22 protein-coding genes are annotated in these 25,809 nt (G+C 63.7%); 10 read left to right on the forward strand and 12 right to left on the reverse strand.

The genetic code is table 11. The annotated features are described in order from the left end of the window. Window positions 1–189 precede the first annotated feature (189 nt). Window positions 190–2,769 carry a TonB-dependent receptor gene (locus HDE78_RS03705; RefSeq protein WP_179477552.1) on the reverse strand — a complete coding sequence of 860 codons (2,580 nt, stop codon included), beginning with the start codon at window positions 2,767–2,769 and terminating at the stop codon, window positions 190–192. Window positions 2,770–3,013: 244 nt separating this feature from the next. After that, on the reverse strand, window positions 3,014–4,039 hold the full coding sequence (locus HDE78_RS03710) for a glucokinase (protein WP_343205679.1): 1,026 nt from the start codon (window positions 4,037–4,039) through the stop codon (window positions 3,014–3,016). Between the two features lie 407 nt (window positions 4,040–4,446). Between HDE78_RS03710 and HDE78_RS03715 the strand changes: the two genes are divergently transcribed. From HDE78_RS03715 to HDE78_RS03740, 6 genes are read left to right on the forward strand one after another with little or no spacing between them, the layout of a single operon-like run. Beyond that, entirely contained in the window at window positions 4,447–5,472 is a 1,026-nt protein-coding gene (locus HDE78_RS03715) for an aldo/keto reductase (protein ID WP_179477187.1), read from the forward strand. Continuing rightward, on the forward strand, window positions 5,469–6,344 hold the full coding sequence (locus HDE78_RS03720; RefSeq protein ID WP_179477188.1) for an amidohydrolase family protein: 876 nt from the start codon (window positions 5,469–5,471) through the stop codon (window positions 6,342–6,344). Before HDE78_RS03715 ends, HDE78_RS03720 begins: the two co-directional genes overlap by 4 nt. 46 nt (window positions 6,345–6,390) lie before the next feature. Beyond that, the gene (locus HDE78_RS03725; RefSeq protein WP_179477189.1) at window positions 6,391–7,137 is read left to right on the forward strand and encodes an SDR family oxidoreductase; all 747 of its coding nucleotides are present in this window, start codon (window positions 6,391–6,393) and stop codon (window positions 7,135–7,137) included. Window positions 7,138–7,149: 12 nt separating this feature from the next. After that, window positions 7,150–8,007, forward strand: coding sequence for a fumarylacetoacetate hydrolase family protein (locus HDE78_RS03730; protein ID WP_179477190.1), 858 nt, complete (start codon window positions 7,150–7,152; stop codon window positions 8,005–8,007). Window positions 8,008–8,059: 52 nt separating this feature from the next. Beyond that, window positions 8,060–9,379 carry an L-fuconate dehydratase gene (locus tag HDE78_RS03735; protein WP_179477191.1) on the forward strand — a complete coding sequence of 440 codons (1,320 nt, stop codon included), beginning with the start codon at window positions 8,060–8,062 and terminating at the stop codon, window positions 9,377–9,379. Next, window positions 9,346–10,527, forward strand: coding sequence for an alpha-hydroxy acid oxidase (locus tag HDE78_RS03740; RefSeq protein WP_255457615.1), 1,182 nt, complete (start codon window positions 9,346–9,348; stop codon window positions 10,525–10,527). Before HDE78_RS03735 ends, HDE78_RS03740 begins: the two co-directional genes overlap by 34 nt. Before the next feature lie 35 nt (window positions 10,528–10,562). Here the strand turns inward: HDE78_RS03740 and HDE78_RS03745 are convergent, their stop codons facing one another. Further along, entirely contained in the window at window positions 10,563–10,913 is a 351-nt protein-coding gene (locus HDE78_RS03745) for an L-rhamnose mutarotase (protein WP_179477192.1), read from the reverse strand. Then, on the reverse strand, window positions 10,910–12,208 hold the full coding sequence (gene fucP / locus HDE78_RS03750; protein ID WP_255457647.1) for an L-fucose:H+ symporter permease: 1,299 nt from the start codon (window positions 12,206–12,208) through the stop codon (window positions 10,910–10,912). Before fucP ends, HDE78_RS03745 begins: the two co-directional genes overlap by 4 nt. 212 nt (window positions 12,209–12,420) lie before the next feature. Here fucP and HDE78_RS03755 point away from each other — a divergent pair, with 212 nt between their 5' ends. The 3 genes from HDE78_RS03755 to HDE78_RS03765 all read left to right on the forward strand — a co-directional run bounded on the left by HDE78_RS03755 (window position 12,421) and on the right by HDE78_RS03765 (window position 15,603). Further along, window positions 12,421–13,191 (forward strand): IclR family transcriptional regulator, encoded by a 771-nt coding sequence (locus HDE78_RS03755; RefSeq protein ID WP_179477194.1) that lies wholly within the window; start codon window positions 12,421–12,423, stop codon window positions 13,189–13,191. 143 nt (window positions 13,192–13,334) lie between these two features. Further along, a complete protein-coding gene (locus HDE78_RS03760) occupies window positions 13,335–14,810 on the forward strand; it encodes a DUF4139 domain-containing protein (protein ID WP_179477195.1) in 1,476 nt (491 codons plus the stop codon). 22 nt (window positions 14,811–14,832) lie between these two features. Further along, a complete protein-coding gene (locus HDE78_RS03765; protein ID WP_179477196.1) occupies window positions 14,833–15,603 on the forward strand; it encodes an enoyl-CoA hydratase/isomerase family protein in 771 nt (256 codons plus the stop codon). A 13-nt stretch (window positions 15,604–15,616) separates the two neighbouring features. Here the strand turns inward: HDE78_RS03765 and HDE78_RS03770 are convergent, their stop codons facing one another. The 3 genes from HDE78_RS03770 to HDE78_RS03780 all read right to left on the reverse strand — a co-directional run bounded on the left by HDE78_RS03770 (window position 15,617) and on the right by HDE78_RS03780 (window position 18,113). Continuing rightward, on the reverse strand, window positions 15,617–16,468 hold the full coding sequence (locus HDE78_RS03770) for a sulfurtransferase (RefSeq protein WP_179477197.1): 852 nt from the start codon (window positions 16,466–16,468) through the stop codon (window positions 15,617–15,619). A 13-nt stretch (window positions 16,469–16,481) separates the two neighbouring features. Continuing rightward, entirely contained in the window at window positions 16,482–17,285 is an 804-nt protein-coding gene (locus HDE78_RS03775) for a CoA pyrophosphatase (protein WP_179477198.1), read from the reverse strand. A gap of 81 nt (window positions 17,286–17,366) precedes the next feature. Continuing rightward, complete coding sequence (locus HDE78_RS03780) at window positions 17,367–18,113, reverse strand: FKBP-type peptidyl-prolyl cis-trans isomerase (RefSeq protein ID WP_179477199.1); 747 nt, start codon at window positions 18,111–18,113, stop codon at window positions 17,367–17,369. A gap of 165 nt (window positions 18,114–18,278) precedes the next feature. On the opposite strand from HDE78_RS03780, the gene HDE78_RS03785 reads away from it, so the two are divergent. Further along, window positions 18,279–19,061 (forward strand): enoyl-CoA hydratase-related protein, encoded by a 783-nt coding sequence (locus HDE78_RS03785; RefSeq protein ID WP_179477200.1) that lies wholly within the window; start codon window positions 18,279–18,281, stop codon window positions 19,059–19,061. A 70-nt stretch (window positions 19,062–19,131) separates the two neighbouring features. On the opposite strand, the gene HDE78_RS03790 is transcribed toward HDE78_RS03785, so the two are convergent. From HDE78_RS03790 to HDE78_RS03810, 5 genes are all read right to left on the reverse strand, one after another. Next, window positions 19,132–20,064, reverse strand: a complete 933-nt coding sequence (locus tag HDE78_RS03790; protein WP_179477201.1) for a DUF1684 domain-containing protein — start codon at window positions 20,062–20,064, stop codon at window positions 19,132–19,134. A 68-nt stretch (window positions 20,065–20,132) separates the two neighbouring features. Beyond that, window positions 20,133–21,962, reverse strand: a complete 1,830-nt coding sequence (gene mutL, locus HDE78_RS03795) for a DNA mismatch repair endonuclease MutL (protein ID WP_179477202.1) — start codon at window positions 21,960–21,962, stop codon at window positions 20,133–20,135. Between the two features lie 66 nt (window positions 21,963–22,028). Further along, window positions 22,029–23,618, reverse strand: a complete 1,590-nt coding sequence (locus HDE78_RS03800) for an N-acetylmuramoyl-L-alanine amidase (RefSeq protein ID WP_179477203.1) — start codon at window positions 23,616–23,618, stop codon at window positions 22,029–22,031. A gap of 221 nt (window positions 23,619–23,839) precedes the next feature. Further along, window positions 23,840–24,313 (reverse strand): tRNA (adenosine(37)-N6)-threonylcarbamoyltransferase complex ATPase subunit type 1 TsaE, encoded by a 474-nt coding sequence (gene tsaE / locus HDE78_RS03805; protein WP_179477204.1) that lies wholly within the window; start codon window positions 24,311–24,313, stop codon window positions 23,840–23,842. After that, a complete protein-coding gene (locus tag HDE78_RS03810; protein WP_179477205.1) occupies window positions 24,306–25,805 on the reverse strand; it encodes an NAD(P)H-hydrate dehydratase in 1,500 nt (499 codons plus the stop codon). Before HDE78_RS03810 ends, tsaE begins: the two co-directional genes overlap by 8 nt. Between the last annotated feature and the right edge of the window lie 4 nt (window positions 25,806–25,809).

A 25,809-nucleotide genomic window follows, 5' to 3' on the forward strand; every position in this document is an offset into this window, starting at 1 on the left:
CACGCGTCCGGAAAACATTTCTACGGCGCCAGGGCAACTCGTCCAGGTCAGATCGCACGCTCTTTGCATCAGCACCATCCATCGTGTCGCGCGGGCCGCAAGCGATAGCTCCGCCAAAAAAAAGACACTGGCGACAGGAGAAACTTGGGAGAGAAATATCCCGCCGCCAGTGTTAACGCACACGTTGCATCAAAGCTTGAAGTTGAAACCGATCGAGTAGGTGCGTCCGTTCTTGTACTCGCCGATCGGCGCGTATTTCACCTCGTTGTACGAGTAGTAAGTCGATTCGAGCAGATTGGTCGCGCTCAATGTCACGCCCATCCAGTCGTTGATCTGGTAGCTGACGCTGAGGTCCAGCTCCTTGTACTGGTCGGAGAACTGCTGCGCATCGAGCCGACCGATCTCGGTGAAATAGGGCGTGCGCCAGCTATAGTTGACACGTGCGGTCCAGGGCCCGTTCTCGTAGTAGGGAATGATGTTGATGGTGTCTCTGGACAGATACGGCAGGTTCAACCCCGGACTGGTGTCGGCATGCGCGTAGGTGTAGTTGGTCTGCAGGCCAAAGCCGTAGCCAAGATCCTGCTGATACATCAAGGAAATACCGCGAACCTTGGCACCAGACACGTTGATCGGCGAGGTGATCGAATAGACGTTGGTCTGGCCGGTGGTCGGGTCGAGATAAGAACGATTGGTGGTCGTATCGACGATGTAGTTGCCGATCTTGCGATAGAACAGCTCGGTAGCCAGCAGGCTGGCCGGGGCAAAATACCACTCGCCGGCCAGATCGAAATTGGTCGATGAATACGGTTTCAGGTTCGGATTGCCCGCGCTGCCGGTGTAGTTTCCGCCCGTGCCATTCAACGACACCGCACCGGCCAAGTCCTCGTAACGTGGTCGCGCGATGACCTTGGAAACGCCGAAGCGCACGACCTTGTTCTCATCGAGGTCGTAGGCGATGTTGAAGCTCGGCAAGGGCTTGTAGTAGCGGGTCTTGCCTTGCACCAGGTAATACGCGCCGCCGTTGCTGGATTGGTAGTAATTGGACTTGTCGGTGGTGTCCACATAGCGCACACCGAAGTTGCCGCGCAAGCCGTTGTCCTCAAAGTTCAACTGCGCATAGATATCGCGAGTGATTTCACGGACGTTGAAGATCGACGGATAATTGAGGGTGTAGGCTCCCTGCGGCTGGCTCTTGAGATAGGCCTCCACATCGGCCAGATTCGCCGTCGGCCAGTTGTTCAAATCCCCGCCGGCATTGAGACCGTCGAACAAACCACTCGGCGCCGTGCCCGGATTGAACTGGCTGAGCGAAATGGCATCAGTGGTGTTGATGCGGTTGCCGGAAGCGTTCTGCAGGTTGTCGTGGTTGATGTACTTGAAACCCATCTGAAGCTGGTTTATCGGGCCCCACTCAAGGTCGCGGCTGGCGTCGAACTGCGCATAGCGCTCGCGATCCTCGGTCTGCTGGTAATCGATGCCGCCTGCCTGATATTTTCCATCGATGTTGGCACCCGGCGCCGAACCCGCCGGTGCGGCGGGCAGACCCCAGTTGGCGGCCGAACCGTTGTCGTAATTGACGGAGGTATCGCGACCGTTGTATCCGAAGTTATAACCGCCGGACTGCAGCAGGTACTTCATCAGGTATTCCGGATCCTTGCCGCCCGCCGCCGCCGTGTAGCCCACCTGACTGGTGAACACCCACTCGTCACCGTTGTAGTCGTGGCGCAGGTTCAAGCTCTTGGTGGTGACCGTCGACTTGCGGTAGTTGGCATCCAGCTCGGCGTAGGGCTGGCCATTGGCGGTATTGCCGGACACCGTGGCATTGGTGATGTAGCCATTGTTGAGCGTCAGGTCGGTGATCTTGTTGAGGTCGCCGCAGCCGGGGCAGACGTAGCGCGCTTCGCTGTAGTTGTTGTACGTGCCGCGAATGTAGATGCCGGTCAGATTGAAATCGTTCTTGTCGTTGGGCCGCCACTCCAGTGCCGACTGAATGCCATCGCGCTGGCGTGTCTGCTGGAAGTAATCGCTATTGATGCCGACCGGGTACTTCGCCGTAGCCACGTCCCCGCTGCCGTGCACGGTGGCTGTCGGTGAAATGCCGCCGACGCCCGGCATGGAGTAGCCGAAGAATTCGATACCCGCTCGCGACAAACTTTCCTTGTCATGCGTCAGCGCTGTCAAAAATCCAAAATCGCCATCGCTGTTTTTCCAGCTCCACAGCACCGAACCACGCGGATTCCCATCACGAGAGCGGTCGTTGTAATCGTAACCGAGCGAACCGCGCAGTGTATTGGCCGGCAGGTCCAGCGGCTTGCGGGTATTCACTATCACAGTGCCGCCGATGCTGCCTTCGTCCAGGCGCGCCTCGGGCGACTTGTAGACTTCCATATTGCCGATGATCTGCGGCGACAGCAGCGTGTAGTTGAACGTGCGGCCGCTGGTGTCGGTGGGATTGCCGCCCCAGTCGCCCGATGCAATGGTCTGCCCGTTGACCAGCACGCGATTGAGCGCCGGATCGGTGCCGTTGATACTGACCTTTTCGCCCTCGCCAAACTGCCGGTCCACGGTGATGCCTGGCAAGTGCGACAGCGATTCGGCGGCGTTGGTATCGGGAAACTTGCCGATGTCCTCGGCACTGATCGCGTCGACCACTGCGTTGGCGTTGCGCTTGATGTTGAGCGACTTTGCAAGGCTCTGTCGATAACCGGTGACCGTCACCGCCTGCAGTGACTGCGCCTGCTTCTGCTTCGCCCGCTCCTCGGGCGTCATGGCTTTTGCGGGAGTTCCGTTCTGAGCCGGCGCGGCCTGCGCCGGGGCTGTTGCGGTTACATCCTGCGCGTGCGCGGCAACGGCCATGCCCAGGCCGGCGAGGATGCTCGCACACAAAAATGCCTTATTGTTTTTCATAAAAGTATTCCCCTCAATTGAAGCGTTCTTGCGTTCTTGGAGGTAAGGTCACGTCCCCTGACGAGACCTGCAGAAAATCAGTCGCACTGGCCGTGGGTATAGCGACTCACTGTTCGTTGCCCACGGATTGCGAAACCTTTCCCGCTTCGGCGCGATTCTGCAAAAACCAGCTGGCGGCACCGATAACGCCGAGCTGACCGTGATCGACCACGTGGATCGGAATCCGGTTGAGAAGCGGACGCATCACGCCCTTGTCCGTGAAACGGTCGACCAGTTCGCTGGCGCGCATGAACTCGGTGATCTTCGACAGAAAACCACCGGCCAGGTACACCCCACCCGTCGCCCCGTACAGCAGCGCTAGATCGCCGGCAAACGATCCCAGCCAGCCGCAGAAGAGCGATAGCGTTTCGTGTGCCAGGGACTTTTCGTCGGCAAGCGCCTCGGCGGAAACCTCTGCCGGCGTGTTCAATGTGGGGTAGCGATCGCGCAGCGCGCAAAGGGCAAGATAGAGGCGGTGCAGGCCCGGGCCGCAAAGCACGGTTTCATAGGGCACGTGGCTGTTGGCCATTGCCAAATGCGACAACAGCTGCTGCTCCAGCGCGGTGCGTGCAGCCAGCTGTATCTGACCGGCTTCGGTAGCCAACACACGCGACGGATTGCCTGGGAAGCGCACGGCGGCGCCCAGCCCGGTGCCCGGCCCAATGATCGCCACAGGTCCCTGCACCGGCATGTTCGACTGCGCCGATTTCAGCAGCGTGGTGTTGCTTTCATCGAGGTGCGCCGTGGCATGGGCAAGCGCCTCGAAATCATTGAGCAGGCAAACCTCATCCATCTGCAGCGCGGTCGCAATCTGGGCGGGTATGACCGGCCACGCCAGATTTTTATTGACCACCATGCCTGCATGCTCGTAACCGGCACAGGCCAGCACCATATGCCGAGGCCGCACATCTGAGCGTTCGCAAAAGCAGCGAATGAGATCTTGCAGGTGCGGATGATCCGCGCATCGGTACAGAAGGTAATCCAGCAAAACAGGAGCACTGCCGCTGGCGCCGCACGCTACGAGGGCCAAGCGTGCATGCGTGCCGCCAATGTCGGCAGCAAGGAACGCACCGCGCTTCCGATCAGGCTGCACGGCAGTGCGCTGAAGCGAATCGGAAACTGCCGCCGCTTTCACCGAGGCGCCGTCCGCCACGAGCTGCGCAGGCGGTGATTTGCCCGAAGCTGCGTCATGCCGATGCTTTGTCGACCCGTGCATATCCACCCGCCACCCCGCGAATGCCATTCGTCCCTTCGCCGACTGGCCGTCTATATGTACGGCCATGTTGTTCATCAGCGAACGTTATGTTTATCTGTAACCCGAACGCAACTTAGACCTTTTCCCTGCTCGCCGCAACAAAAAAATCAGCATCTTACGTGCTGCATTGCCACATATGAACTCAAAGTTTATCTGTACACACACGAATCAATTGCGCCATCATGACCGGCAATGATTGAAAAAGTCCGGTGCAATGGACGGGGCGAGGGTCTGGAGAACGACTCATGACGACATCCGAGGTAACAACCCGCGCCGAACGCGCCGTCGGCAAGTCTGGCATCGTGCTCTCGCCGCTCGCCTTCGGCGGTGCGCCGATCGGCAATCTGTATGCTGCCGTAGACACCGCCACGGCGATCGACACCGTATCGCGTGCATGGCAACGAGGCATTCGTCACTTCGACACCGCGCCCTACTACGGCTACGGACTGAGCGAGCGTCGTTTGGGCACGGCGCTGTCCGCCTTCGATCGAAAAAGCTTCACCCTGTCGACCAAGGTGGGCCGTGTCATCGAAAGCCGCCGTAGCAACGTGGATCACGCGGACGGTTTCGCCGTCGACCAAGGCAGCGCGCATTTCGACTACAGCCGCGATGGCGTTATGCGCTCGATCGAGGCCAGCCTCGCCCATTTGCAGACCGATCACGTCGAGTTGCTTCTGCTACACGACATCGGCGCGCTGACGCACGGTGCGCGGCACGAGCATGTCCTTCGACAAGCATTGAACGAAGCGCTACCTGCCATGGCAGAGCTGCGCGACCGCGGGGTTTGCCGTGCCATCGGGCTAGGCGTCAACGAGGAAGCGGTGTGTCTCGAAGTGATGCGGCAGTTCCCGCTCGACGCCATCATGCTCGCCGGGCGCTACACCTTATTTGAACAACAGCACAGTCGTGCCGTCATGGCCGAGGCTCAGGCACGGGGCGTGGCGATCCTGGCTGCCGGACCCTACAACTCCGGCCTGTTGGGCGACTCCGCCGGCCCGGGAGAGTTCTACAACTATCAGGCAGCTACACGGGAAGTAAGGCAAAAGGCACAGTACCTGTACGACATCTGCGCCGCTGCCGATGCCGACGTGGGTGCGGCGGCGCTGCAATTTCCGCTGGCGCACCCCGCAGTTGCCAGCGTGGTCTGCGGCTTGCGTTCGCCAGCGGAGGTGAACATCGCCGCCGAGCGTCTGCAGATGCCCATAGCGTCGGCGATCTGGCCGGCACTGCGCGAGTTGGGCCTGCTCTGTGCCGATGTCCCCGTGCCATGAAAATCGTCGACGCACACCAGCATTACTGGCAACCGGATCGCGGCGACTACGACTGGCTGGCGCACGCACCGGCACTGCTGCAACGCAGCTTTCTTCCGCATGATCTACTCGGCCAGCGCCACGCTGCCGGCGTGCATTTCAGCGTGCTGATCCAGGCCGCGCCGAGCGAGGACGAAACGCGCTATCTGTTCGATCTGGCCCGCACCGACCCTGGCGTGCTGGGCGTGGTCGGCTGGATCGACATGGCGGCCGACGATGCCACCGTGCGTATAGAAAAGCTGGCCCGCGACGGCGACGGCCTGTTGCGCGGCATCCGCCCGATGGCGCAGGACATCGTCGACCCGAACTGGCTGAACAACCCGCTTCTCGATCGCGCCTTCGATTGTCTGCAGGCACACGGCCTGACGTTCGATGCGTTGGTCACTATCGATCAGCTGCCAGCGCTGCATCGGCGCCTGCAGCGCCAGCACGAGCTGCGCGCCGTGCTCGATCACGCGGCCAAGCCGCCGATCGTCGACAGCGAAAATGTCCGCTGGATTCACTGGATCGACGCGCTGGCGCAATTGCCGGGATTGCACTGCAAGCTCTCGGGCCTGCTCACCCAATTAGGGGAAGGCCAAGCGGAAACGGCCATCGAACCGTGGGTCGAACGGCTTTTCGCCAGTTTTGGCGCCGCACGCCTTATGTGGGGCAGCGACTGGCCAGTGCTCACCACCCGCAGCGACTACAGCCACTGGCTGCGCTTGGCCATGCGTCTGACCGCGCACTTTGCGCCGGGCACGCAGGCGCAGTTGTTCGCGTCCAACGCCATCGATTTTTACGGGCTGAACACAGCCCCCGCCCTTTCCCCTTCTTCGGAGAACCCCGCATGATCCAGCATCGTTATCGCGCCGTTTCATCAGCGTATCGGCGGCTGGCATGAGCGGCCGGCTGCGCGAAAAATCCGCCCTGGTCACCGCGGCCGGTGCCGGCATCGGCCGCGCCACCGCCGTGGCCTTTGCCGAAGCCGGTGCACAAGTGCTGGCGACGGATATCGATGCTTCGGCGCTGGCCAGCCTGGCTGGCGAACATCCGGCCATCGCCACCGCACCGCTGGACGTGACCGACAGCGCCGCCATCGCCGCGCTGGTCGAGCGCGCCGGAGCGCTCGATGTGCTTTTCAACTGCGCCGGCTACGTCCACGCCGGCACCATCCTGGACACCGACGAAGCCAGCTGGCAGCGCTCGTTCGCCATCAACGTCGACAGCATGTTTCAGCTGTGCAAGGCGGTGCTGCCCGGCATGCTCGAGCGCGGCGGCGGCAGCATCGTCAACATGTCGTCGGTGGCCTCGAGCGTCAAGGGCGTGCCTAACCGCTTCGCCTACAGCACGAGCAAGGCGGCGGTCATCGGACTGACGCGGTCCATCGCCGCCGATTTCGTTACACGCGGCGTGCGCTGCAATGCGATCTGCCCGGGCACGGTCAAAAGCCCGTCGCTGGAACAGCGCGTGCGCGCGATGGGCGGCGACGAGGCCGCGGTATGGCGCAGCTTCACCGAGCGCCAGCCGATGGGTCGACTCGGCGAACCGCGTGAGATCGCGGCGCTCGCCGTGTATCTGGCCTCCGACGAATCTTCTTTCACCACCGGCACCATCCACATCGTGGACGGTGGCTGGTCGAACTGACGGAACCTTTTCATGAAACTACTACGCTACGGCAACCCAGGCCAGGAACGCCCCGGCATACTCGACGCGCAAGGCCGCCTGCGCGACCTGGCGGCCCAGGTCGGCGATATCGACGATACGGTTATCGGGCACGAAGGCCTAAGCCGCCTTGCCGCCATCGATACGAGCACGCTTCCGATCGTCGACGATGGCGTGCGCCTTGGCCCGCCGGTGGCACGGGTCGGCAAGATCATCTGCGTCGGCATGAACTACGCCGATCACGCCGCCGAGACCGGCGCGTCCGTGCCAGAGCAGCCGGTGCTCTTCATGAAGGCGACCAGCTCGATCGTGGGCGCCTACGACGAGGTGATGATCCCGCGCGGTTCGCTGAAAACCGACTGGGAGGTCGAGCTCGGCATCGTCATCGGCACCATGGCGCGCGATGTGTCCGAAGCCGACGCGCTCCACCACGTCGCGGGCTACCTGGTGGTGAACGACGTGTCCGAACGCGCGTTCCAGCTCGAGCACGGCGGTCAATGGGTGAAAGGCAAGGGTTGCGACACCTTCGGTCCGCTCGGTCCCTGGCTGGCGACCGCGGACGAGATACCCGACCCGCAGAACATCGGTCTCTGGCTCGAGGTCAACGGCCACCGTTATCAGCAGGGCAATACCCGCACGATGGTATTCGGCGTTGCCCACCTGGTGAGCTACATCAGTCGTTACATGACCCTGCTGCCGGGCGACATCATCAGTTCCGGCACACCAGCCGGCGTCGGCCTGGGCCAGCATCCGCCAGTTTACCTGCGCCCTGGCGACGTGATGGAACTGGGCATCGAAGGACTGGGACAACAGCGGCAACGCGTCGTGGCGCATCCCGCCGATGCAAGCTGAGCCTTTTCCTCTTATCGATTCACTGACGCGGCACGACGGAGACCCCATCGCCATGGCGAAAATCACGGAGCTGGAGACGCACGATATTCGTTTCCCCACGTCGCGCACGCTCGACGGATCGGATGCGATGAATCCCGATCCGGACTATTCCGCGGCCTACGTCGTGCTGCGTACGGATCTCGGCAGCGAGATGAGCGGACACAGCCTGGTATTCACCATCGGGCGCGGCAACGACGTGCAGACGGCGGCGCTGGCAGCGCTGCGCCATCTGGTCGTGGGCCGCTCGGTGGACGAAGTGATCGGTGATCTTGGGGCTTTCGCGCGGCACCTCACCAGCGACTCGCAGCTGCGCTGGCTGGGGCCGGAAAAAGGCGTCATGCACATGGCCATCGGCGCCGTGATCAACGCGGCGTGGGATTTGGCTGCGCGCAGGGCCGGCAAGCCGCTGTGGCGTTTCATTGCCGACATGACGCCCGAACAACTTGTATCGCAGATCGACTTTCGTTACATCAGCGATGCCCTGTCGCCGGCCGACGCACTGACCATGCTCAAGGCCGCCGAACCGCACAAGCACGAACGCATCCGCCAGCTGCTGGCCGAAGGGTATCCGGCCTACACCACCTCGCCGGGCTGGCTTGGATACTCTGACGAAAAAATGCAGCAGCTGGCGCGCGAGGCGGTCGCCGAAGGCTTTCGCACGGTCAAGCTCAAGGTGGGGCTCAACGTCGATGACGATGTGCGCCGCTGCCGGCTGACGCGCGCGACCATCGGTCCGGACGTGGCCATGGCCATCGACGCCAACCAGCGCTGGGATACGACGGCGGCCATCGAGTGGCTAGGCCGGCTGAAGGAATTCGACATTGCGTGGATCGAGGAGCCGACCAGCCCCGACGATATCCTTGGACACGCCACGATCCGTCAAGGCATCGCGCCGATGCCGGTGTCGACCGGCGAGCACACGCACAACCGGGTGATGTTCAAACAGCTATTCCAGGCGCAAGCCGTGGATCTTGTGCAGATCGACGCGGCGCGCGTGGGCGGCGTCAACGAAAACCTGGCCATTCTGCTGCTGGCCGCCAGGTTCGGCGTGCGCGTGTTTCCGCATGCCGGCGGTGTGGGCCTATGTGAGTTAGTACAGCATCTGGCGATGGCCGACTTCATCGCCATCACCGGCAAAAAAGAGGATCGCGCGATCGAGTTCGTCGATCATCTGCACGAACACTTCGTCGACCCGGTGACGATCCGCCACGGTCGCTACATGGCACCGGTGGCGCCAGGCTTCTCTGCACAGATGCGGGCCGCATCGATGGCCTCTCACGAGTTTCCCGAAGGACGCGTATGGCGCGACCTCTCCCTGGCTGCCAGCGCCTGATGCCGACGCGCGAGCCCATCACCAATATCATGGACCTGCGCGAGGCCGCGCGCCGGCGCGTACCTCGCGCGTTTTTCGAATACGCCGACCGCGGCTCCTACGAGGAAACCACGCTGCGCGAAAATCGCGCCGCCTTGGACCGACTGCAACTGCGCCAGCGGGTGATGTGCAACGTCGACGAGCGCTCGCTCGCCACGCAAATCATCGGCCAGAACGTCAGCATGCCGTTGGCGATCGCACCGACCGGCCTGACCGGGCTGCAACACGGCAGCGGGGAAATCCACGGCGCGCGCGCCGCGGCCAAGGCCGGCATTCCTTTCTGTCTCAGCACGATGTCGATCTGCTCGATCGAACAGGTGCGCGCCGCCACCGATACGCCGTTCTGGTTTCAGATCTACGTGATGCGCGACCGCGGCTTTACCCGCGAGCTGATTCAGCGTGCGGTAACCGCGAAGTGTTCCGCACTGATGCTCACCGCCGACCTCACCGTGCAGGGCCAGCGGCACCGGGAGATCAAGAACGGGCTTTCCGTGCCGCCGAAGATCACCCTGCGCAACGTGTTGGACATCGCCAGCAAACCGCGCTGGGCGTGGCACGTGCTGCAGGCACCCAGTCGCTCGTTCGGCAACCTCGAAGACCGCATTGGGGGCGCCGACAGCCTGACCACGCTGGCGCAGTGGATCGCCAGCCAGTTCGATCCCACCTTGAACTGGCAAGACCTGGGCTGGATTCGCGAGCTGTGGCCCGGCAAGCTAATTCTCAAAGGCATCATGGACGCCGCCGACGCACGCCTCGCCGCCGAATACGGCGTGGATGCCATCGTGGTGTCGAACCACGGCGGTCGCCAGCTCGACGGTGCACCGGCCAGCATCGACATGCTGGCCGGTATCGTCGACGCTGTGGCGGGCTCCACCGAAGTGCTTGTCGACAGCGGCATCACCAGCGGACAGGATCTGCTCAAGGCGCTGGCGCTGGGCGCGCGGGCCGGACTGATCGGCAAGGCGTTCCTGTATGGCCTGGGTGCAGGTGGCGAAGCCGGCGTGACACAAGCCATCGACATCATCCGCCGCGAGCTCAGTGTCAGCATGGCGCTTACCGGCCAGCGCGACGCACGCCATATCGATCCTGCGGTGATCCTGCGCCGCTGAAGATTCAACCAGGTCGATGCAGACGCTTCGGCGATTCAGTCAGCGCACTGTTGCAGACTGAAAATGCGCGTCATGGGCACCCACTTTTCGCCGGGCTGCGCCCATGGCAACGCTTGCTGAAAATCTTCCATCAACGCTTCCCACGCACGCACGCGAGGGTTGGCGGCATCGGCGACTGCCTTAGCCTGCGGATCGAACGCGTGCCCCACCTCCATCGCCATCACCAGCCGTGGACCGGTGCGGAAGATTTCCATCTCGCGAATGTCCGCCTCGCGGATCGAGGCGACGATTTCGGGCCATATGCGATCGGGCTGGTGCCATTGTTCGTACTGGCGAATCGCGGCCTCGTCGTCGTGCAGATCCAGCGCAAAATACAGCCTCGTCATACGCGCCCGACCTGCCGACCATGACGCGCGGCAAACAGCAGAATCAGCACAAAACACGCGGCGGGTACCAGCATGGCATGAGCGATACCCGCCATATCGGAGGCCGCGCCCATCGCCGCCGTGAGCACGGCACCGCCGATGATGGCCATCACCAATACCGAAGCGCCGAACTTGCGCTGGCTATCGTCGCGCCCCTCCACGCCCAATGCAAAAATCGTGGGGTACATCACCGACATGAAAAAACTACAGGCCACCAGCGCGTATACCCCGATCAAACCAGGCAGCAGCACTGCCACGAGAGTCAGTACGACGTTAGTCAGCGCAAACGCCTTCAGCAGTTGGGCGGGCCGAATATATTTCATCAGCGCGGCACCGGCAAAACGGCCGAGCATGAAACACACCAGCGACGCGGTAAGAAAATTGGCCGCATAGCGCGCGGTGCTTCCAGGCATGGTCGCCTGAACATACCGAATCAGGTAGCTCCACACGCTTACCTGCGCGCCCACGTAAAAGAATTGCGCGGCAACGGCCCCCATGAAGCGCGCGTCGCGCAATAGGTGCAGCGGCACCCTCGTTGGCGCGGCAGCAGACGTCTCCCCCGGCCTCGTATAAAGGGTAAATCGCGTCATCGCGATGAGTATCGCCCAGCCGATAACCACCAGGCCGATGACCAGGTAAGGCCACTGCACGGCAGCTACCTCGGAAAGCACATAAGCGTGATGTTGGGCAGGCGGCATCGCAGCCAGATTTTCCGGCGCCGTCTCGTTGCCGGAAAAGATGAAAAACTGACCGATCAATATGCCGGTGATCGAGCCCAGCGGATTGAACGCTTGCGCGAGGTTGAGCCGTGCCGTAGCCGACTCGGCAGGCCCCAACAGAGTCACCAGCGGATTGGCCGATGTCTCCAGAAACGCCAGTCCTGCTGCAATCACGAACAATGCCAGCAGGAAATTGTTGTAATTGGCCGACGCCGCGGCAGGCCAGAACAACAGCGCACCTGCACCGTAAAGCAGCAGGCCGAACACAATGGCACCCTTGTAACCGAATCGCCGCATGAACAATCCCGCGGGCACCGCCACGAGAAAGTAGCCAAAATAGAATGCGCTCTGCACCAAGCCGGCCTGCAGATCGGACAGCGTGAAAGCTTTCTTGAAATGAGCCACGAGGACATCGTTCAAGTTATTCGCCACTCCCCACATGAAAAACAAGGTGATGACCAAAAACAGCGCCAGGCGGCCGGAAGCGGACTTCCCCGACGCCGATGTCACCGCTATCGTTTCACTGTTCGAATGCAACATAGGTCTGCTCCACCATTCGGCGCCACTGTCATGCCGAAAGCATGCAGCGAGGGATTCCTTGTGCGCATATGAATATAATGTTCATTAGCATAACAAGCTGCAGCGCAACAACGTTCCCTGCGCCGTGCGCATCTGCGTACACTCGATGTCGTTATTTGTAAGCGTCCCGACGCGGAATGTCGGCTTCTTTCTCCTTGCCAGCGACCACCATGCCCAAGGTTCCCCCCAAATATCGCGCCCCTGCCCTGGACAAGGGGCTGGACATCATCGAACTGTTGGCCAAGGCGCACGCGCCGTTGAGTATTGCCGACATCTCCGACGGCGTAGGGCGATCCCGTGGCGAAATATTCCGCATGCTGCAGGTGCTCGAAGAGCGCGACTACATCAGCCGCGGCGATGGCGATGCAGGCTATTCGATCACGCCGCGGCTGTTCCGACTCGGCATGGAACAGCCACCGGTCAAGAGCGCGGTGGAAACCGCCCTGCCGATCATGCATCGACTGGCCGGACAGATCGACCAGTCATGCCATTTGGTCGTGCCTTCGGGCGATCAGATCGTCGTGATCGCCCGCGTCGATCCGCCCGGCGATATCGGCCTGGTGGTTCGCATCGGACACCGCCGGCCGATGGCGCAATCGGCCTCTGGCCAAGTGCTGCTGTGCTGGCAGAGTGAGCACGTTCGCGAGCAGTGGCTGCGCATCATTGCCGAGAACGAGCCGAAGTTCGATCGCAAAAAGCTTCTGAAATCCATCACGCAAATACGTTCCCAGGGCTACGCCAGCCATCCCAGCCGCGAAGTGGACGGCGTCACCGACCTGTCCGCACCCGTCATGGAACATGATCGCGCAGTTTGCGCACTGACCATACCTTTCATCGAGCGCCGCACAGCCCTGAAGACGATCGATTTCACCCTCATGCACCTGCGCCAGGCCACAACGGATATCTCGCACGCCCTGCTCTACGGTTCCGAAGCCAAGTAGCGGCCAGTCGCCAAGCAGACCCCGGCATGTCGATGATCGCGATCGATAGCCAACGCCCTGGAGGTCACCCGAATGATTCGGGAGAACGGCGTTCATCGGCCGCCGCTATGATGGGCGCTGGTACTTTCAAGGGAGTCCTGCCGATGTTTTCAGCCCGCCGCGCCATGCTTGCCCTGACCATTGTTGGCGGCCTCATCGCCGCTAGTCGGACACCTGCCCATGCTGCCGACGGCACGCAGCTGACTCTCTATCGCAGCGACGACGCCGCGCTCTACGCCGGCAGCACCGATGGCAGCACCGATGGCAGCATCGGCGGCGGTTACGCGGTGGTGCGTGAACAGCGCGAGTTAAGCCTCAGCGCCGGCCTGCATGACGTGGTGATCGGCAACCTGCCTGCATCGCTGGACACCGAGGCACTGGCGCTGGGCTTTCCGGACGGCGGGGCGAAAGTTATCTCGCAGCGGCTGCTTCTCGCGCAGGGTCAGGGCGCTGCGCTCACCGGACTGACCGGCCAGGCCGTCGACGTACTGGGCAGCACGGGCCAGACGCTGGCCAGCGGCACGTTGCTGCGCGCGGGTGACGCACTGCTGGTCCGTAGCGGCGACGGCAGCACCACGCTGATTACCCAATACGCCGGCGTGCGAACCACCGGCGCGGACTTTCCCACGGGTGCCAGCCTCAATCTGCGCATCGATGCCACTCGCTCCGGATCCAGCAAGGCCGTGCTCAGCTATCCCACCGCCGGCCTCGGCTGGCGTGCGGCCTATGTCGCGACGCTGCAGCCGGGCAGCGCGTGCCGCATGCAGTTCGAATCGCATGCCAGTATCGCCAACCGCAGCGGCCGCGACTGGAAGGACAGCCAGCTCACCCTGATCGCCGGCGAACCGAATTTCGCCAAGGCCTCGGCGCCTCGGCCGATGATGATGAAAGCCGCTCGCGCGATGACCAGCGCCGATGCGATGCCTGAGCAGTCGACGCTCGCCGATTACCGCAGCTACACCTTGCCCGGCGCCATCGACCTGCCCGACGGCAGCGTGAGTCAGGTGCCGCTGTACGCCACGCGCACGATGAGCTGTGAACGCACCGCGCTATTCGAAAACGGCAACAGCTACCTGCCGGGTCAGCCGATGGTGGACGAAAACTTCAATCAGGACGGCGGCGGCGCGATCGTCAGCACCTTGAAGCTGCAGGCGTTCGACAGCCTGCCGGCCGGCTATCTGCGCGTGCTGACCGCCGACAAGAACGGCACGCCGCAATTTATCGGCGAAGGTCGCATCAATGACACCGCCAAAGGCAGCGATGCGAGCATCACCCTGGGCACCGCGTTCGATCTGCACGCCGAACGCACGCGCACGCATTTCAGCGTCGACAAGGCCGGCCATACGCTGGACGAAGCCTTCCGCATCGTACTCAGCAACGCCAGCGACAGCGCGCGCGTGATCACTGTGCGCGAGCATCCCAACCGCTGGCGCCAGTGGACGCTGGCGTCGTCGAGCAGCAAGCCCAGTCAGCAGACCACGGACACGCTGGAGTTCAGGATCGACGTGCCGGCCAACGGCAAGGCCACGCTGGACTACGCCGTGCATTACGCCTGGACGGCCAGCGATCAGCCACAATAGGCAACTAATCGAGGAGTCGGCCATGCTCAACCTGATCGCACACGACGCCACGACGGGCGGCACCATCAGCGAAATCCAGATGGCCCGGCCGCCGGTCAACGCGCTGAATCTGGACATGCTGCGCGCACTGCGCGCCGCTATCGACGACAGCATCGCCCAGGGCGTCCGCGGCATCGTGCTTTCCGGCGCGCCGGGCATGTTTTCCGCCGGTGCCGACGTACCTTCGTTGCTCGGTATCGACCGCTCTGGCGTACACGCCTTCTGGAGCGAATTCTTCGCGGTCTGCGCGGCGCTGGCACGCTCGCCGGTGCCCGTCGTCGCGTCGATCACCGGACACAGCCCTGCCGGCGGCGCGGTCATTTCGTTGTTCTGCGATTACCGGGTGATGGCCGACGGCCCCTACAAGATCGGCCTCAACGAAGTGCGGGTCGGCCTCCCCGTTCCGGAAAATATCCAGATGGCGCTGCGCCGCGTGGTCGGTGCGTACCGCGCCGAGCGGCTGCTGGTTTCCGGCGCCATGATCGACGCCGCCGACGCGCTTGCCTGCGGCTTTGTCGACGAAACGACCGGCGTGGATCAGGTCACCGTGCGCTCGCTGGTCTGGTTGAACGAGCTGCTGGCGCTCCCGTCCGAAGCGATGCTCGCTACCCGCGCCATTGCACGCGCCGATCTCACCACCGCCTACGCGAACCCGGAGGCGCTGCCGCTGGACGGTTTTGTCGACGGATTCTTTCATCCGCAGACACAGGCCGTGCTGCAGCAGCTGGTCGCGCGCTTGAAGAACAAAGGCTGAGCGGGCGGCCTGTTCAACCCTTCGCTACGGGGCGCGCGGGATCGCTGACCCAACCGCTCCACGATGGTGGATAGAGTCGCGAGCCGTGCAGGCCAGCGTGTTCCATCGCCAGCAGGTTGTGGCAGGCGGTGACGCCCGAGCCGCACATGTGCACCACGCTCGACGGGGCTGTCGAACCCAGCACGGCCAGAAACTCATCGCGTAACTGGGTCGCCGGCTTGAAACAGCCCTCGCTGCCCAGGTTCTCGCCGAACGGCCGGTTCAACGCGCCAGGCACGTGGCCGCCGACGCGATCCAGCGGCTCGACCTCACCGCGGTAACGCGGCGCGGCGCGAGCATCGAGCAAGGCACCATGCGCCACCTCTGGCAAAGCGGCGTGATCCAGCAACATCAGGCGATCGTCGAAGCGCAGCGATACCTTGCTGGCCGGTCGTGCTTTCGCCGCGCCTTTTTCGATCGGCAGACCGGCGGCTTGCCAGGCGGCGTAGCCACCGTCGAGCACAGCGACATGTTTCTCGCCGATCAGACGCAGCAACCACCACAGTCGCGCAGCCGCCAGCGCGCCGCCGGCCGCGTCGTAACTGACGACCCGCATGCCCGGCTGCCAGCCCCAGCGCGACAGCGATTGCGCGAGCGCCGACTCCAGCGGCAGCGGGTGTCGCCCCAAGCCCTCGGCCTGACGCGACAGATCGGACAGGTCGCGATCCAGGCTGGCGTAAACGGCGCCGGGGATATGGCCATCCAGATATTCGCGCTCACCTTTCGCCGGATCGGCCAGATCGAAACGGCAATCGACGATCAATACATCGTGTGGCGTGAGCCGAGAAAGACTGTCGGCATCGATCAGGGGCGTCGTCAGACTCATGCGTGCTCCACGCTCATATGTGCTCCCGGCCCATGCGCTGCAGCAGATTCAACAGCATCGACGCCGTGGCGCCCCAGATGCGATGGCCACCGTGGATAAACTCGACCATAGGGCGCCGGTGGCCGCGAAAATCCATCGTGTAGCGACGCAGATTCGCGGGCTCCAGCAGAAAATCCAGTGGCACCTCGAACACCTCGGCGACTTCATCCGGCGCCGGATGCAGTTGCGCATCGGCGGCGATGCGCGCGACCACCGGCGTGATGACGTAACCGCTGATCGTCTCGAAGCAGTCCAGATAACCCAGCGGCGTCACCAGCGCAGGATCGAGCCCGATTTCCTCCTGGCTCTCGCGCAAGGCCGTGCCGATGGCATTGCGATCCTCTGGATCGCTGCGGCCGCCCGGAAAGGCGACCTGACCGGCGTGCGACTGCAGATGCGCGGTGCGCACGGTCAGCACCAGCCGCGGCTGCACGCCCTCGCGGAATCCGACCAGCACCGCCGCGGGCTGACGATCGGCCGTACCGAGCAGCGTGGTCATATCGTCATGATTCCAGCCCGGCCCGCTCGGCGGTGCCGAAAGCGGATGCAGCGCCGACAGCAGTGGCGCCAGCGCATCGTCTTTCAGCGCTGGATTTTTCCGTGTGGGAAGCTCGTCGCGCATGATCGACAACCGCTCGTCGTCGTTCATCTGCGCCCAGCGACCGATTTCCTCACCAGTGCGCTGGCATCCCACACACAGTCCACGGCTGTCCAGCCGGCAAACGCCGACACAGGGAGTGAGCGCCGTGGCTGGTGCGAGACGGTAGGCATTGGACATTTCTCTCATGCTACCACCGGGCTTGCCGCGATCAGCGGCTTGACGGCCGTCAGGCCGAAGCGGATTCAGGGCCTGGCTGATTCAGGGCTTGTCCGACTGCGGCTTGATGTCGAGCAACTGGATTTCGAACACCAATGCCTCGTTCGGGCCGATGCGCGGTAACGCGCCGGTTTCGCCGTAGGCCAGCTGCGGTGGAATCACTACCTTCCAGCGATCGCCGACACGCATGCGCGGAATCACATCCTGCCAGCCGCGGATCATCTTGTCGACGGTCATGATCGCCGGCGCGCCGTGCGCCCAGGTGCTGTCGAACTCGGTGCCGTCGATCAGCATGCCGCGATAATTCAACACCACCGTGCTGGTAACGCCGGGGCTGGTCGTGCCGGTGCCTTTGGTGATGACGGAATACTGGATACCGGAAGGCAGCTGCACCACGCCCTTCTGCTGAGCGTTGGTCGCCATGAAACCGCTGCTTTTGCGCGCGTTGTCGACCGCGATGCGCTTGTACTCGGTCAATGCGTCGGCATGCATCTGGTGCGCAAGCAGCTGCAGCTGCTCGTGCATCTGCTGCATCGGCACCGCTGGATGGCGCCTGGCGTACGCGTCCTGGATCGCGCGCTGCAGGGTCGGAATATCCACATCCGGTTTGCCGTCGGCAAACTGGTCGCCGATCTGATAGCCGATGGCATATGAGAGCTTGGCCTTGTCGAGCTTGGCCGACGGCGCATCGGTCGGACGACCTTGCGCGCACACCTGTCCGCCGAGCAGAAAACCGCCCAGCAGAATCGAGTGCCAGTACGTCGGCCAATGTGTCGAACGGTTTTTCATCGAGTCCTTCTCTGTCGTTACGGCCGACTGATCATCGCCGCCGGATGCGACATCCTAAGCGGTTAGAAGGCGCGCGTGCAGCGGCTTGTTCGGAAAGTGAGAACCTCCCCGGTGACAAAGGTTCCCGCTGCTAACATGCCGGTTTTGCCTTCATTGGGATTGCTCATGGCCTTTCGCAACCTGGAAATCACCCGCCGCGGCTCCGTGCACACGATCATGGTCAACCGGCCGGACAAACTCAATGCGCTCAACCGCGAGACGCTCAACGAGCTGACCATCGCGTTTGCACAGGCAGCGCAGGACGACGGCGTGCGCGCCGTGGTGCTGACCGGCGCCGGCGAAAAGGCCTTTGTCGCCGGCGCCGACATCGCCGAGATGAACGGTTACACCCCGACCCAGGCGCTAGCGTTTTCGCGCACAGGCCAGCGCCTGATGAGCGCGATCGAACGCCTCGGCAAGCCGGTGATCGCGCGTATTCAGGGCTTTGCCCTGGGCGGCGGCATGGAGTTGGCCATGGCCTGCCATCTGCGCGTGGCCAGCGAAAAAGCCAAGTTCGGCCAGCCGGAAATCAACCTCGGGCTGATCCCGGGCTTCGGTGGCACGCAGCGGCTGCTGCGGCTGGCCGGCCGCGGGGCCGCGCTGGAGCTGTGCCTGACCGGCGCCACGATCAACGCGCAGCGAGCGTACGAGCTCGGCATCGTCACGCGCGTGGTCGCGCCCGAAGCGCTGGATGAGGCGGTTGCTGCACTGGCCGATCAACTCGCCGCCGCGGCGCCGCTGGCGGCCGCCGGCATTCTTGATGCCGTGCTCAGCGGCGGCGAAACCGCGATCGATCAGGGCCTGGCATTCGAAACCCAGGGCTTTGCGCTGGCGTTCTCCACCGAGGATATGCGCGAAGGCACATCCGCGTTTCTGGAAAAGCGCAAAGCCAGCTTCGTCGGCCGCTGAGCCTTCAGGAGTCGATGGCCGGCGCAGCATCGATCATTTCGCTATCGATCCTGCGCCCGCCAGAACGCCATCAGTGCGGATGACCGCCGCGGTATTTTTCTTCGCCGGCCGTCACGCGCAGATCGAGCCGGTTTTCCGGCGGCGCCAGCGGACACGTGGCATACGGCGTGAACGCGCACGGCGGGTTGTAGGCCAGGTTGAAATCGAGAATCACCTTGCCGTCTTTCGGCAGCGGCACGTCCATGAAGCGCGCCGCGCCGTAGGTTTCCTTGCCCGAGGTGCGGTCGGCGATCACGAAGAACAGGTCGCCGCCCGGCTCTTCCTGATACGGCATCAGCTCGTAGGTGTGGCCGTCGCGTTTGAACACCGCCTTGCCCGGCACGTCGACCTTGTCGATCGTGCCGATAACCGAACCGATTTCCATTTTGTGCGCAGGATTGAACGGCACCCAGTCGGCGGTAATGCGCCACGACGGATCGATCAGAAAATAATCCAGGCCGAGAAAATGCGTGCGCGTCTGGGCATCGCTGTCTTTGACGCGCAGCGCCTTGCGACCGTCGCGATCGATCACGTAGAAATTGGCGTGTCCGAAACTGACCATCGTCGGGTTGGTCGTGCCGGTAGCATGCGCGTCATCGATCAGCACCGCGTCCGCAACGGTCTTGCCGTCGATGGTGGCGCCGCTGTCCTTGGCCAGCGCGATATGCAGAATGCCGTCCTTGCCCAGCGTCACCGTGCCCAGGTGCGCCGGGCCAGCCTTCAGCACGATGTCGTTGTCTGCGGCGGCGCCGACGCGGTTGGCGCCGACCTTGAGCCACTCCAGCCCGATCAGGCTCAGCCAGCCGTTGGGCGACGTCAGACGAGCGACACGCGCGTCGCGCAGCTGCTTGATCTGCTGCGTGTAGGCGGCAAGGTCGGTGGGCGAGGAAGCGGTAGGCGAATCGGCGTGCACGAGAGCGGCTCCGGAAAACAGCGCGAGGGCGAAAAAAGCGTGACGAAACATGGCGGCAATCCGTAGCAGGTAGAACGCCGAGTATCACCGGCGATTTGCGCGCAGGGCAAGTCGTGCGATCAGCGTCCGCGCATGAACAGACGATCCAGCTCGGCCACGCTGAGTTGGGTCCAGGTCGGTCGGCCGTGATTGCATTGGCCGGAGCGCTCGGTCGCCTCCATCTCGCGCAGCAGGGCATTCATCTCGGGAATCGTCAGCCGTCGACCCGCGCGCACCGAGCCGTGGCATGCCATGGTCGAGAGCAGCTCGTTCTCCAGCTCCTGCAGCCGACGCGAACTGCCGTGCTGGGCCAGCTCGGCCAGCACGTCGCGGGTGAGCTGGCCGACATCGGCGCCTTCCAGCAGCGATGGAATACGCCGCACCACCACGCCCGACGGGCCACTGCGGGACAGCTCCAGCCCCCAGTCGGCGAGCGCTTCGGCATGCTCCTCGGCGGCGACGGCTTCTTTGGCACTCACTGCGATATTCAGCGGCACCAGCAGTAGCTGCGAGCGCAGATTGCGGCCCGCGCGACCGGCCTTCAACTTTTCGTAGGTGATGCGCTCGTGCGCCGCGTGCATGTCGATCAGCACCAGGCCCTGCGCGTTCTCGGCCAGCACGTAGATGTTTTTCAACTGCGCGATGGCAAACCCCAGCGGTGGCGCTTCGCTGTCGTCGTTGGCAGGCAGGGCTGCCGATGCATGGGGAGATCCGGCATGGCGCGCCGGCTGTTCGCCGGTCAGCGCAGCGTATTCGGCCAGGGGCGCATCGCGCACACCCAGGCTCAAACGACTCTGGCTGAAGCTGCCCGACCACGCTGGCGCCGCAGCGTACGCTGTGGAGGTCGGCGCCGATGTCGACATGGTCAGTGCGCCATTATCCGAGTGCGCGCTCGAGGCCACCTGCCCGGCGCGCGTCTGCGCCAGCGCCTCATGCAGCGTGCGATACAGAAAATCGTGCACCAGCCGCTGTTCGCGAAAGCGCACCTCATGCTTGGCCGGATGTACGTTGACGTCGACGCCGGCCGGATCGAGTTCCAAATACAGCACGAACGCCGCATGGCGTCCATGGAACAACACATCGGCATACGCCTGACGCATTGCGTGGGCGACGATGCGGTCGCGCACCAGCCGACCGTTGACGTAGAAATACTGCGAATCCGCCTGCCCACGCGACGCCGTCGGCAGGCCAACCCAACCGGACAGACGCAGGCCGGCGGCCTCATGATCGACACGCAGGCTCTGCGCGGGGAAATCCTCGCCCAGCACTTCGGCAACGCGCTGCAGCGCCGCCTGCTCGCTGTTGGCGGCTTTCCAGATGCGAACCGGCTTGCCGTTATGGCTGAGCCGGAACTCCACGCCGCTGCGTGCCAGCGCCAGCGACTTCAGCAAATCGTCGATGTGCGCAAACTCCGTGCGTTCGGCACGCATGAATTTCCGGCGCGCGGGTACGTTGTGAAAGAGGTCGCGCACTTCGACGCTGGTACCGGACGGATGCTGCGCCGGACGCGCCGCCAACAACTGACCGCTGTCGACCTCGATGCGGAAGGCCGCATCCTGCCCGCGCACGCGCGAGGTGATGGCGAAACGCGAGACCGACGACACCGACGCCAGCGCCTCGCCGCGGAAACCCATGCTGGCGACGTGCTCCAGATCGTCGAAGCTGCCGATCTTGCTGGTGGCGTGCGACGCGACCGCCAGCGGCAGTTCGTCGACCTGGATACCATCGCCGTCGTCGCGCACGCGGATCAGGCGCGAACCGCCGGCCTCGATGTCCACCTCGATGCGGCTGGCGCCGGCGTCGAGGCTGTTTTCCACCAGCTCCTTGACCACCGAGGACGGCCTTTCGATGACCTCTCCGGCGGCAATCTGATTGATGAGTTCGGGGGGCAGCAGGCGGATGATCGACATCCGGCAAGCTTAAGCGAGCGAGGAGCGGCATGAAAGCGCGCGCGCCGCGATCGCGCGTTTACCGGCTCAGCTGGTCGGTATCGCCAGCATGGTGCCGGCGCGCACGCTGTTGCTGCTGATCTGGTTGGCGGATTTCAGCGAGCTGACGCTGATGCCGTACTGATTGGCGATGCTGCGCAGGCTCTCACCCGGGCCGACGCGATGCATGTCGCGTGCCTTGACGTGCAACGTGGACGACGGGCTGTCGGCCTGGGAGGCGCCGCTGTCGTCGTCGGCATCGGCCAACGCCACGGACGATTTGTCACGCGTACCGGCCGATGCCAGATCGCCACCGTTGCGGCGTGCAGCCTGCGCGGCAAACCAGGTGCCTGGTGGAGGGGTCGACTCGAAATAGCTTTTCACGCCGCCCATGACGGCTGCGGCGAGCTGATCCTGATGCTCCGGGTCGCGCAACTTGCGCTCTTCGGACGGATTGCTGATGAACGCCGTTTCAACCAGGATCGAGGGCACGTCCGGCGAACGCAGTACGACGAAGTTGGCGCGCTCGACGTAGCCACGGTGAGTCGGGCCGAGCATGCCAAGCGCCCGCAGTACATTGTTCGCTACCGTGTCGCTGGCCTGAATGGCCCAGCTCTGTTGCAGATCCATCAGCACCTTGGCCAGGCCGTCGTCCTTGTCGTCGAGCGTGGTGCCGCCGATCAGCTCGGCGTTTTCACGATCGGCCAGAAAGCGCGCCGCTTCGCTGGTCTTGCCGCGCGGCGACAGCACCCACACGGACGAACCCTTGGCATCGTCGCTGGTGTAAGAGTCGGCGTGGATCGACACGAACAGGTCGGCCTTGTTGTCGCGAGCGATCTTGAAGCGCTGGGTCAGCTCGATGAAGTAGTCGTTGTCGCGGGTCAGCACGGCCTTCATGCCCGGCTGGCGGTTGATCAGCGCGGCCAGATCGCGGGCCACGGCCAGCGTGACGTTTTTCTCCAGCGTGCCGCCGGGGCCATGCGCGCCCTGATCCTTGCCGCCGTGGCCGGCGTCGATCGCCACCACCACCTTGCGCTGGCCGCCGAGCATCGCGGCCGCATCGCGCGCCGAAGTGCCGTTGCTTCGAGCGCCGCGTGTAGGTCTGACCGGAACAGGGGCAACGATGACCGGCGCACTATCCGCATCGGCGTCAGCTGCAACTGTCTTTGCCGTATCGACGTCGTCATCATTGGGGCGATGTTCCGCCACCACAGTGCTGTGCGGCATCACCGGACCGGTCGGCGCCGTACCCGGGTACAAATCCAGCACCAGCCGGTAATCCGAGCCGGATGCCGGCTTCAGCACAAAACTTTTCAGGCGGCTGTTGGGTTCAACCTTGGCCGTCAGCTGTAGATGATCGCCCTGCTGTCCGTGCGTCATGCCGTGGAAAAGGCCGTGCGCTACAGGGTCGGTAAAGCTGCCCGCCAACCTGCTGCCGCTGAGATCGACCAGCAGCTGGTCGCCCGACTGGGTCACCTTGTAATCCAGTGGACCGGCGGCATCGATGACCACTCGCGTGTACTCGGGACCGGCCCAGACGCGAGCGCCCTTCAGATCGGCCGCATGAACCGCACACAGCGAGCTGGTCGCCGCGATTGCGACGACGATTCCACCAAGGCTGTTCAGGTATCCCCTCATAAACCGCATTGAAGCGCAGTCTCAACGCGAATGCAACAGCATTTTTCTTTGTATTTCCGTAACCTGCGGGCTGTTTGTCAGGCTACGTCCAGTTATCGACTGCAAGTGGCGCTTTAAGATAAGGATCATGGCTGCAAGTCGACTAATGAATTTTCAAGCAAAAATCGATACTTAGCTTTTTCTATCGCAGCTTCTTCACCGACGAACCGGAGCTCGCGCCATCAATCCAGCCGCGACAGCAGCCGCTGGCCACGGTTGGTCAACGCGCGCACCGTGGCGTGGCGGCCTTCGCCGGCGTAAGCCAACTGCCATTCCAGATCGGCCGCCGGCAAGGCACCAGTGCCGCGCTCGGGCCATTCCACCAATACGATAGCCGCAGGGTCACTGAGCGCATCCAGACCGAGCCACTCCAGCTCGGCCGGATCGGCAATCCGATAGAGATCCAGATGCCAGGCCGGTCGCCCTTGAGCGACGTAGCCTTCGATCAAACTGTACGTCGGGCTTTTGACCCGCTCGCCGACGCCCAGCGCGGTTAGCAGCGCCCGCGCGAAGCTGGTTTTGCCGGCACCCAAGGGACCGTGCAGATAAAGGACCAGCCCATCGTCGAGCGCGTCGGCGACCCGAACGGCCAAAGCACGCGTGGCGTCCTCGTCGGGCAGCTCCCACTGCCAACTGTTTGGCGATATGTCAGTCATGGTCACGCTCATTGGCGGGCAAGCCGTTCACCAGGGCCTGCAGCGGCCGCAGCAGATCGGTGGCCAACAGGCCGCGCTCGCCGTGGCGTGCGGCCGCGTCTCCCGCACGGGCGTGCAGGCCGACGCCAAGACAGGCCGCTCGCCAGGCGTCGCATCCTTGCGCCAGCAGCGCCGCGATAATGCCCGTCAGCAGATCGCCCATGCCTCCCGAGGCCATGCCCGGATTGCCCCAGGGACAGACGCTCAGACGTCCGGACGGATCGGCAATCAGCGTGCCCGAACCTTTGAGCACCACCACGGCGTGGTAGCGCCGGACCAGCTCGCGCGCGGCGGCGAAGCGATCGCGTTCGACGTCTTTCGTCTCGATACCCAGCAGACGCCCGGCTTCACCGGGATGCGGCGTAAGGACGGTAGCGCTGGTGAACTGCCGCGGCTCGACCGACAGCAGATTCAGGCCGTCGGCATCGAGCACCAGCGGCTTGCCGGCGTCCAGCGCAGTCAGCCAAAGCGCGTGACCCCAGCCTGTTTTGCCCAGACCCGGCCCAACCGCCAGTACGCTGGCGCGCTCGAGCAGGGGCTGCAGCGTCTGCGGCCCGTCGACCTCATGCGCCATCAGCTCCGGACGCGCGGCGTTCAATGCGGTGATATTGCCCGGGCGCGTCGCCACGCTGACCAGTCCCGCTCCCGTGCGCAGGGCCGCTTCTCCCGTCATCCGCACCGCACCCGCCGTGCCATGGTCGCCGCCGATGACCAGCACATGGCCGTTGTTGCCCTTGTTGGCATATCTCGGACGCCGCGGCAGCGAATCCACCGCCAACAGTTGCGCATCCGAATGGATGGACGCGTACACGCTGTCGGGAACGCCCAGCGTGGCCAGTTCCACGATCCCCACGAAGTCAGCCGCCTGCCCCGTGTGCAGGCCGCGCTTGTTGGCGATGAAGGTCACTGTGACGTCAGCCGCCACGGCCACACCAACGTGCCGCCCGGAGTCTGCATTGATTCCCGAGGGAACGTCGAGCGCCAGCACCGGTGCGTCCATGGCGTTGATGCGTTCGATCAGGTTGGCAGCCGCCGGCTCCGGCGCACGATTGAGGCCGATGCCGTACAGCGCGTCGACCTGGACATCTGCCTTCGGCAATTCGCTATCGGCGCTCCACACGTGCACCGTGCCGCCGTCGGATGCCCAGGCCGCTCGCGCCAGCGCCGCGTCGCCATGCGACGAATCGCTAAGCGCAACGATCTCTACGTGCAGGCCCGCTTCCCGCGCCAGCAGCCCGAACAGAAACCCGTCCCCACCGTTGTTGCCTGGTCCGCAGTAGACGGTGACGCGCCGCGCTTCGGGCCAGTGGCGACGCAGGCTGTTCAATGCCGCGCTGGCCGCACGCCGCATCAGATCCGTGCCGGAAACATCCAGAGTGGCAAACGCATCGCTTTCGAGCGTGCGCAGCTGTTCGACGGTGTAGAGCTCGCGGGTGTGGTGTGCGTTGGCCATCCGG

The sequence above is a fragment of the Rhodanobacter sp. K2T2 genome, from assembly GCF_013408815.1.
GTDB lineage: Bacteria > Pseudomonadota > Gammaproteobacteria > Xanthomonadales > Rhodanobacteraceae > Rhodanobacter.

Excerpts from the sequence above, each read along its gene's own strand:
- HDE78_RS03705 (WP_179477552.1), bottom strand. The coding sequence starts at position 2,769 with ATGACGCCCGAGGAGCGGGCGAAGCAGAAGCAGGCGCAGTCACTGCAG.
- HDE78_RS03715 (WP_179477187.1), top strand. The coding sequence starts at position 4,447 with ATGACGACATCCGAGGTAACAACCCGCGCCGAACGCGCCGTCGGCAAG.
- HDE78_RS03720 (WP_179477188.1), top strand. The coding sequence starts at position 5,469 with ATGAAAATCGTCGACGCACACCAGCATTACTGGCAACCGGATCGCGGC.
- HDE78_RS03725 (WP_179477189.1), top strand. The coding sequence starts at position 6,391 with ATGAGCGGCCGGCTGCGCGAAAAATCCGCCCTGGTCACCGCGGCCGGT.
- HDE78_RS03730 (WP_179477190.1), top strand. The coding sequence starts at position 7,150 with ATGAAACTACTACGCTACGGCAACCCAGGCCAGGAACGCCCCGGCATA.
- HDE78_RS03735 (WP_179477191.1), top strand. The coding sequence starts at position 8,060 with ATGGCGAAAATCACGGAGCTGGAGACGCACGATATTCGTTTCCCCACG.
- HDE78_RS03740 (WP_255457615.1), top strand. The coding sequence starts at position 9,346 with ATGGCGCGACCTCTCCCTGGCTGCCAGCGCCTGATGCCGACGCGCGAG.
- HDE78_RS03745 (WP_179477192.1), bottom strand. The coding sequence starts at position 10,913 with ATGACGAGGCTGTATTTTGCGCTGGATCTGCACGACGACGAGGCCGCG.
- HDE78_RS03755 (WP_179477194.1), top strand. The coding sequence starts at position 12,421 with ATGCCCAAGGTTCCCCCCAAATATCGCGCCCCTGCCCTGGACAAGGGG.
- HDE78_RS03760 (WP_179477195.1), top strand. The coding sequence starts at position 13,335 with ATGTTTTCAGCCCGCCGCGCCATGCTTGCCCTGACCATTGTTGGCGGC.
- HDE78_RS03765 (WP_179477196.1), top strand. The coding sequence starts at position 14,833 with ATGCTCAACCTGATCGCACACGACGCCACGACGGGCGGCACCATCAGC.
- HDE78_RS03770 (WP_179477197.1), bottom strand. The coding sequence starts at position 16,468 with ATGAGTCTGACGACGCCCCTGATCGATGCCGACAGTCTTTCTCGGCTC.
- HDE78_RS03775 (WP_179477198.1), bottom strand. The coding sequence starts at position 17,285 with ATGTCCAATGCCTACCGTCTCGCACCAGCCACGGCGCTCACTCCCTGT.
- HDE78_RS03780 (WP_179477199.1), bottom strand. The coding sequence starts at position 18,113 with ATGAAAAACCGTTCGACACATTGGCCGACGTACTGGCACTCGATTCTG.
- HDE78_RS03785 (WP_179477200.1), top strand. The coding sequence starts at position 18,279 with ATGGCCTTTCGCAACCTGGAAATCACCCGCCGCGGCTCCGTGCACACG.
- HDE78_RS03790 (WP_179477201.1), bottom strand. The coding sequence starts at position 20,064 with ATGTTTCGTCACGCTTTTTTCGCCCTCGCGCTGTTTTCCGGAGCCGCT.
- mutL (WP_179477202.1), bottom strand. The coding sequence starts at position 21,962 with ATGTCGATCATCCGCCTGCTGCCCCCCGAACTCATCAATCAGATTGCC.
- HDE78_RS03800 (WP_179477203.1), bottom strand. The coding sequence starts at position 23,618 with ATGAGGGGATACCTGAACAGCCTTGGTGGAATCGTCGTCGCAATCGCG.
- tsaE (WP_179477204.1), bottom strand. The coding sequence starts at position 24,313 with ATGACTGACATATCGCCAAACAGTTGGCAGTGGGAGCTGCCCGACGAG.
- HDE78_RS03810 (WP_179477205.1), bottom strand. The coding sequence starts at position 25,805 with ATGGCCAACGCACACCACACCCGCGAGCTCTACACCGTCGAACAGCTG.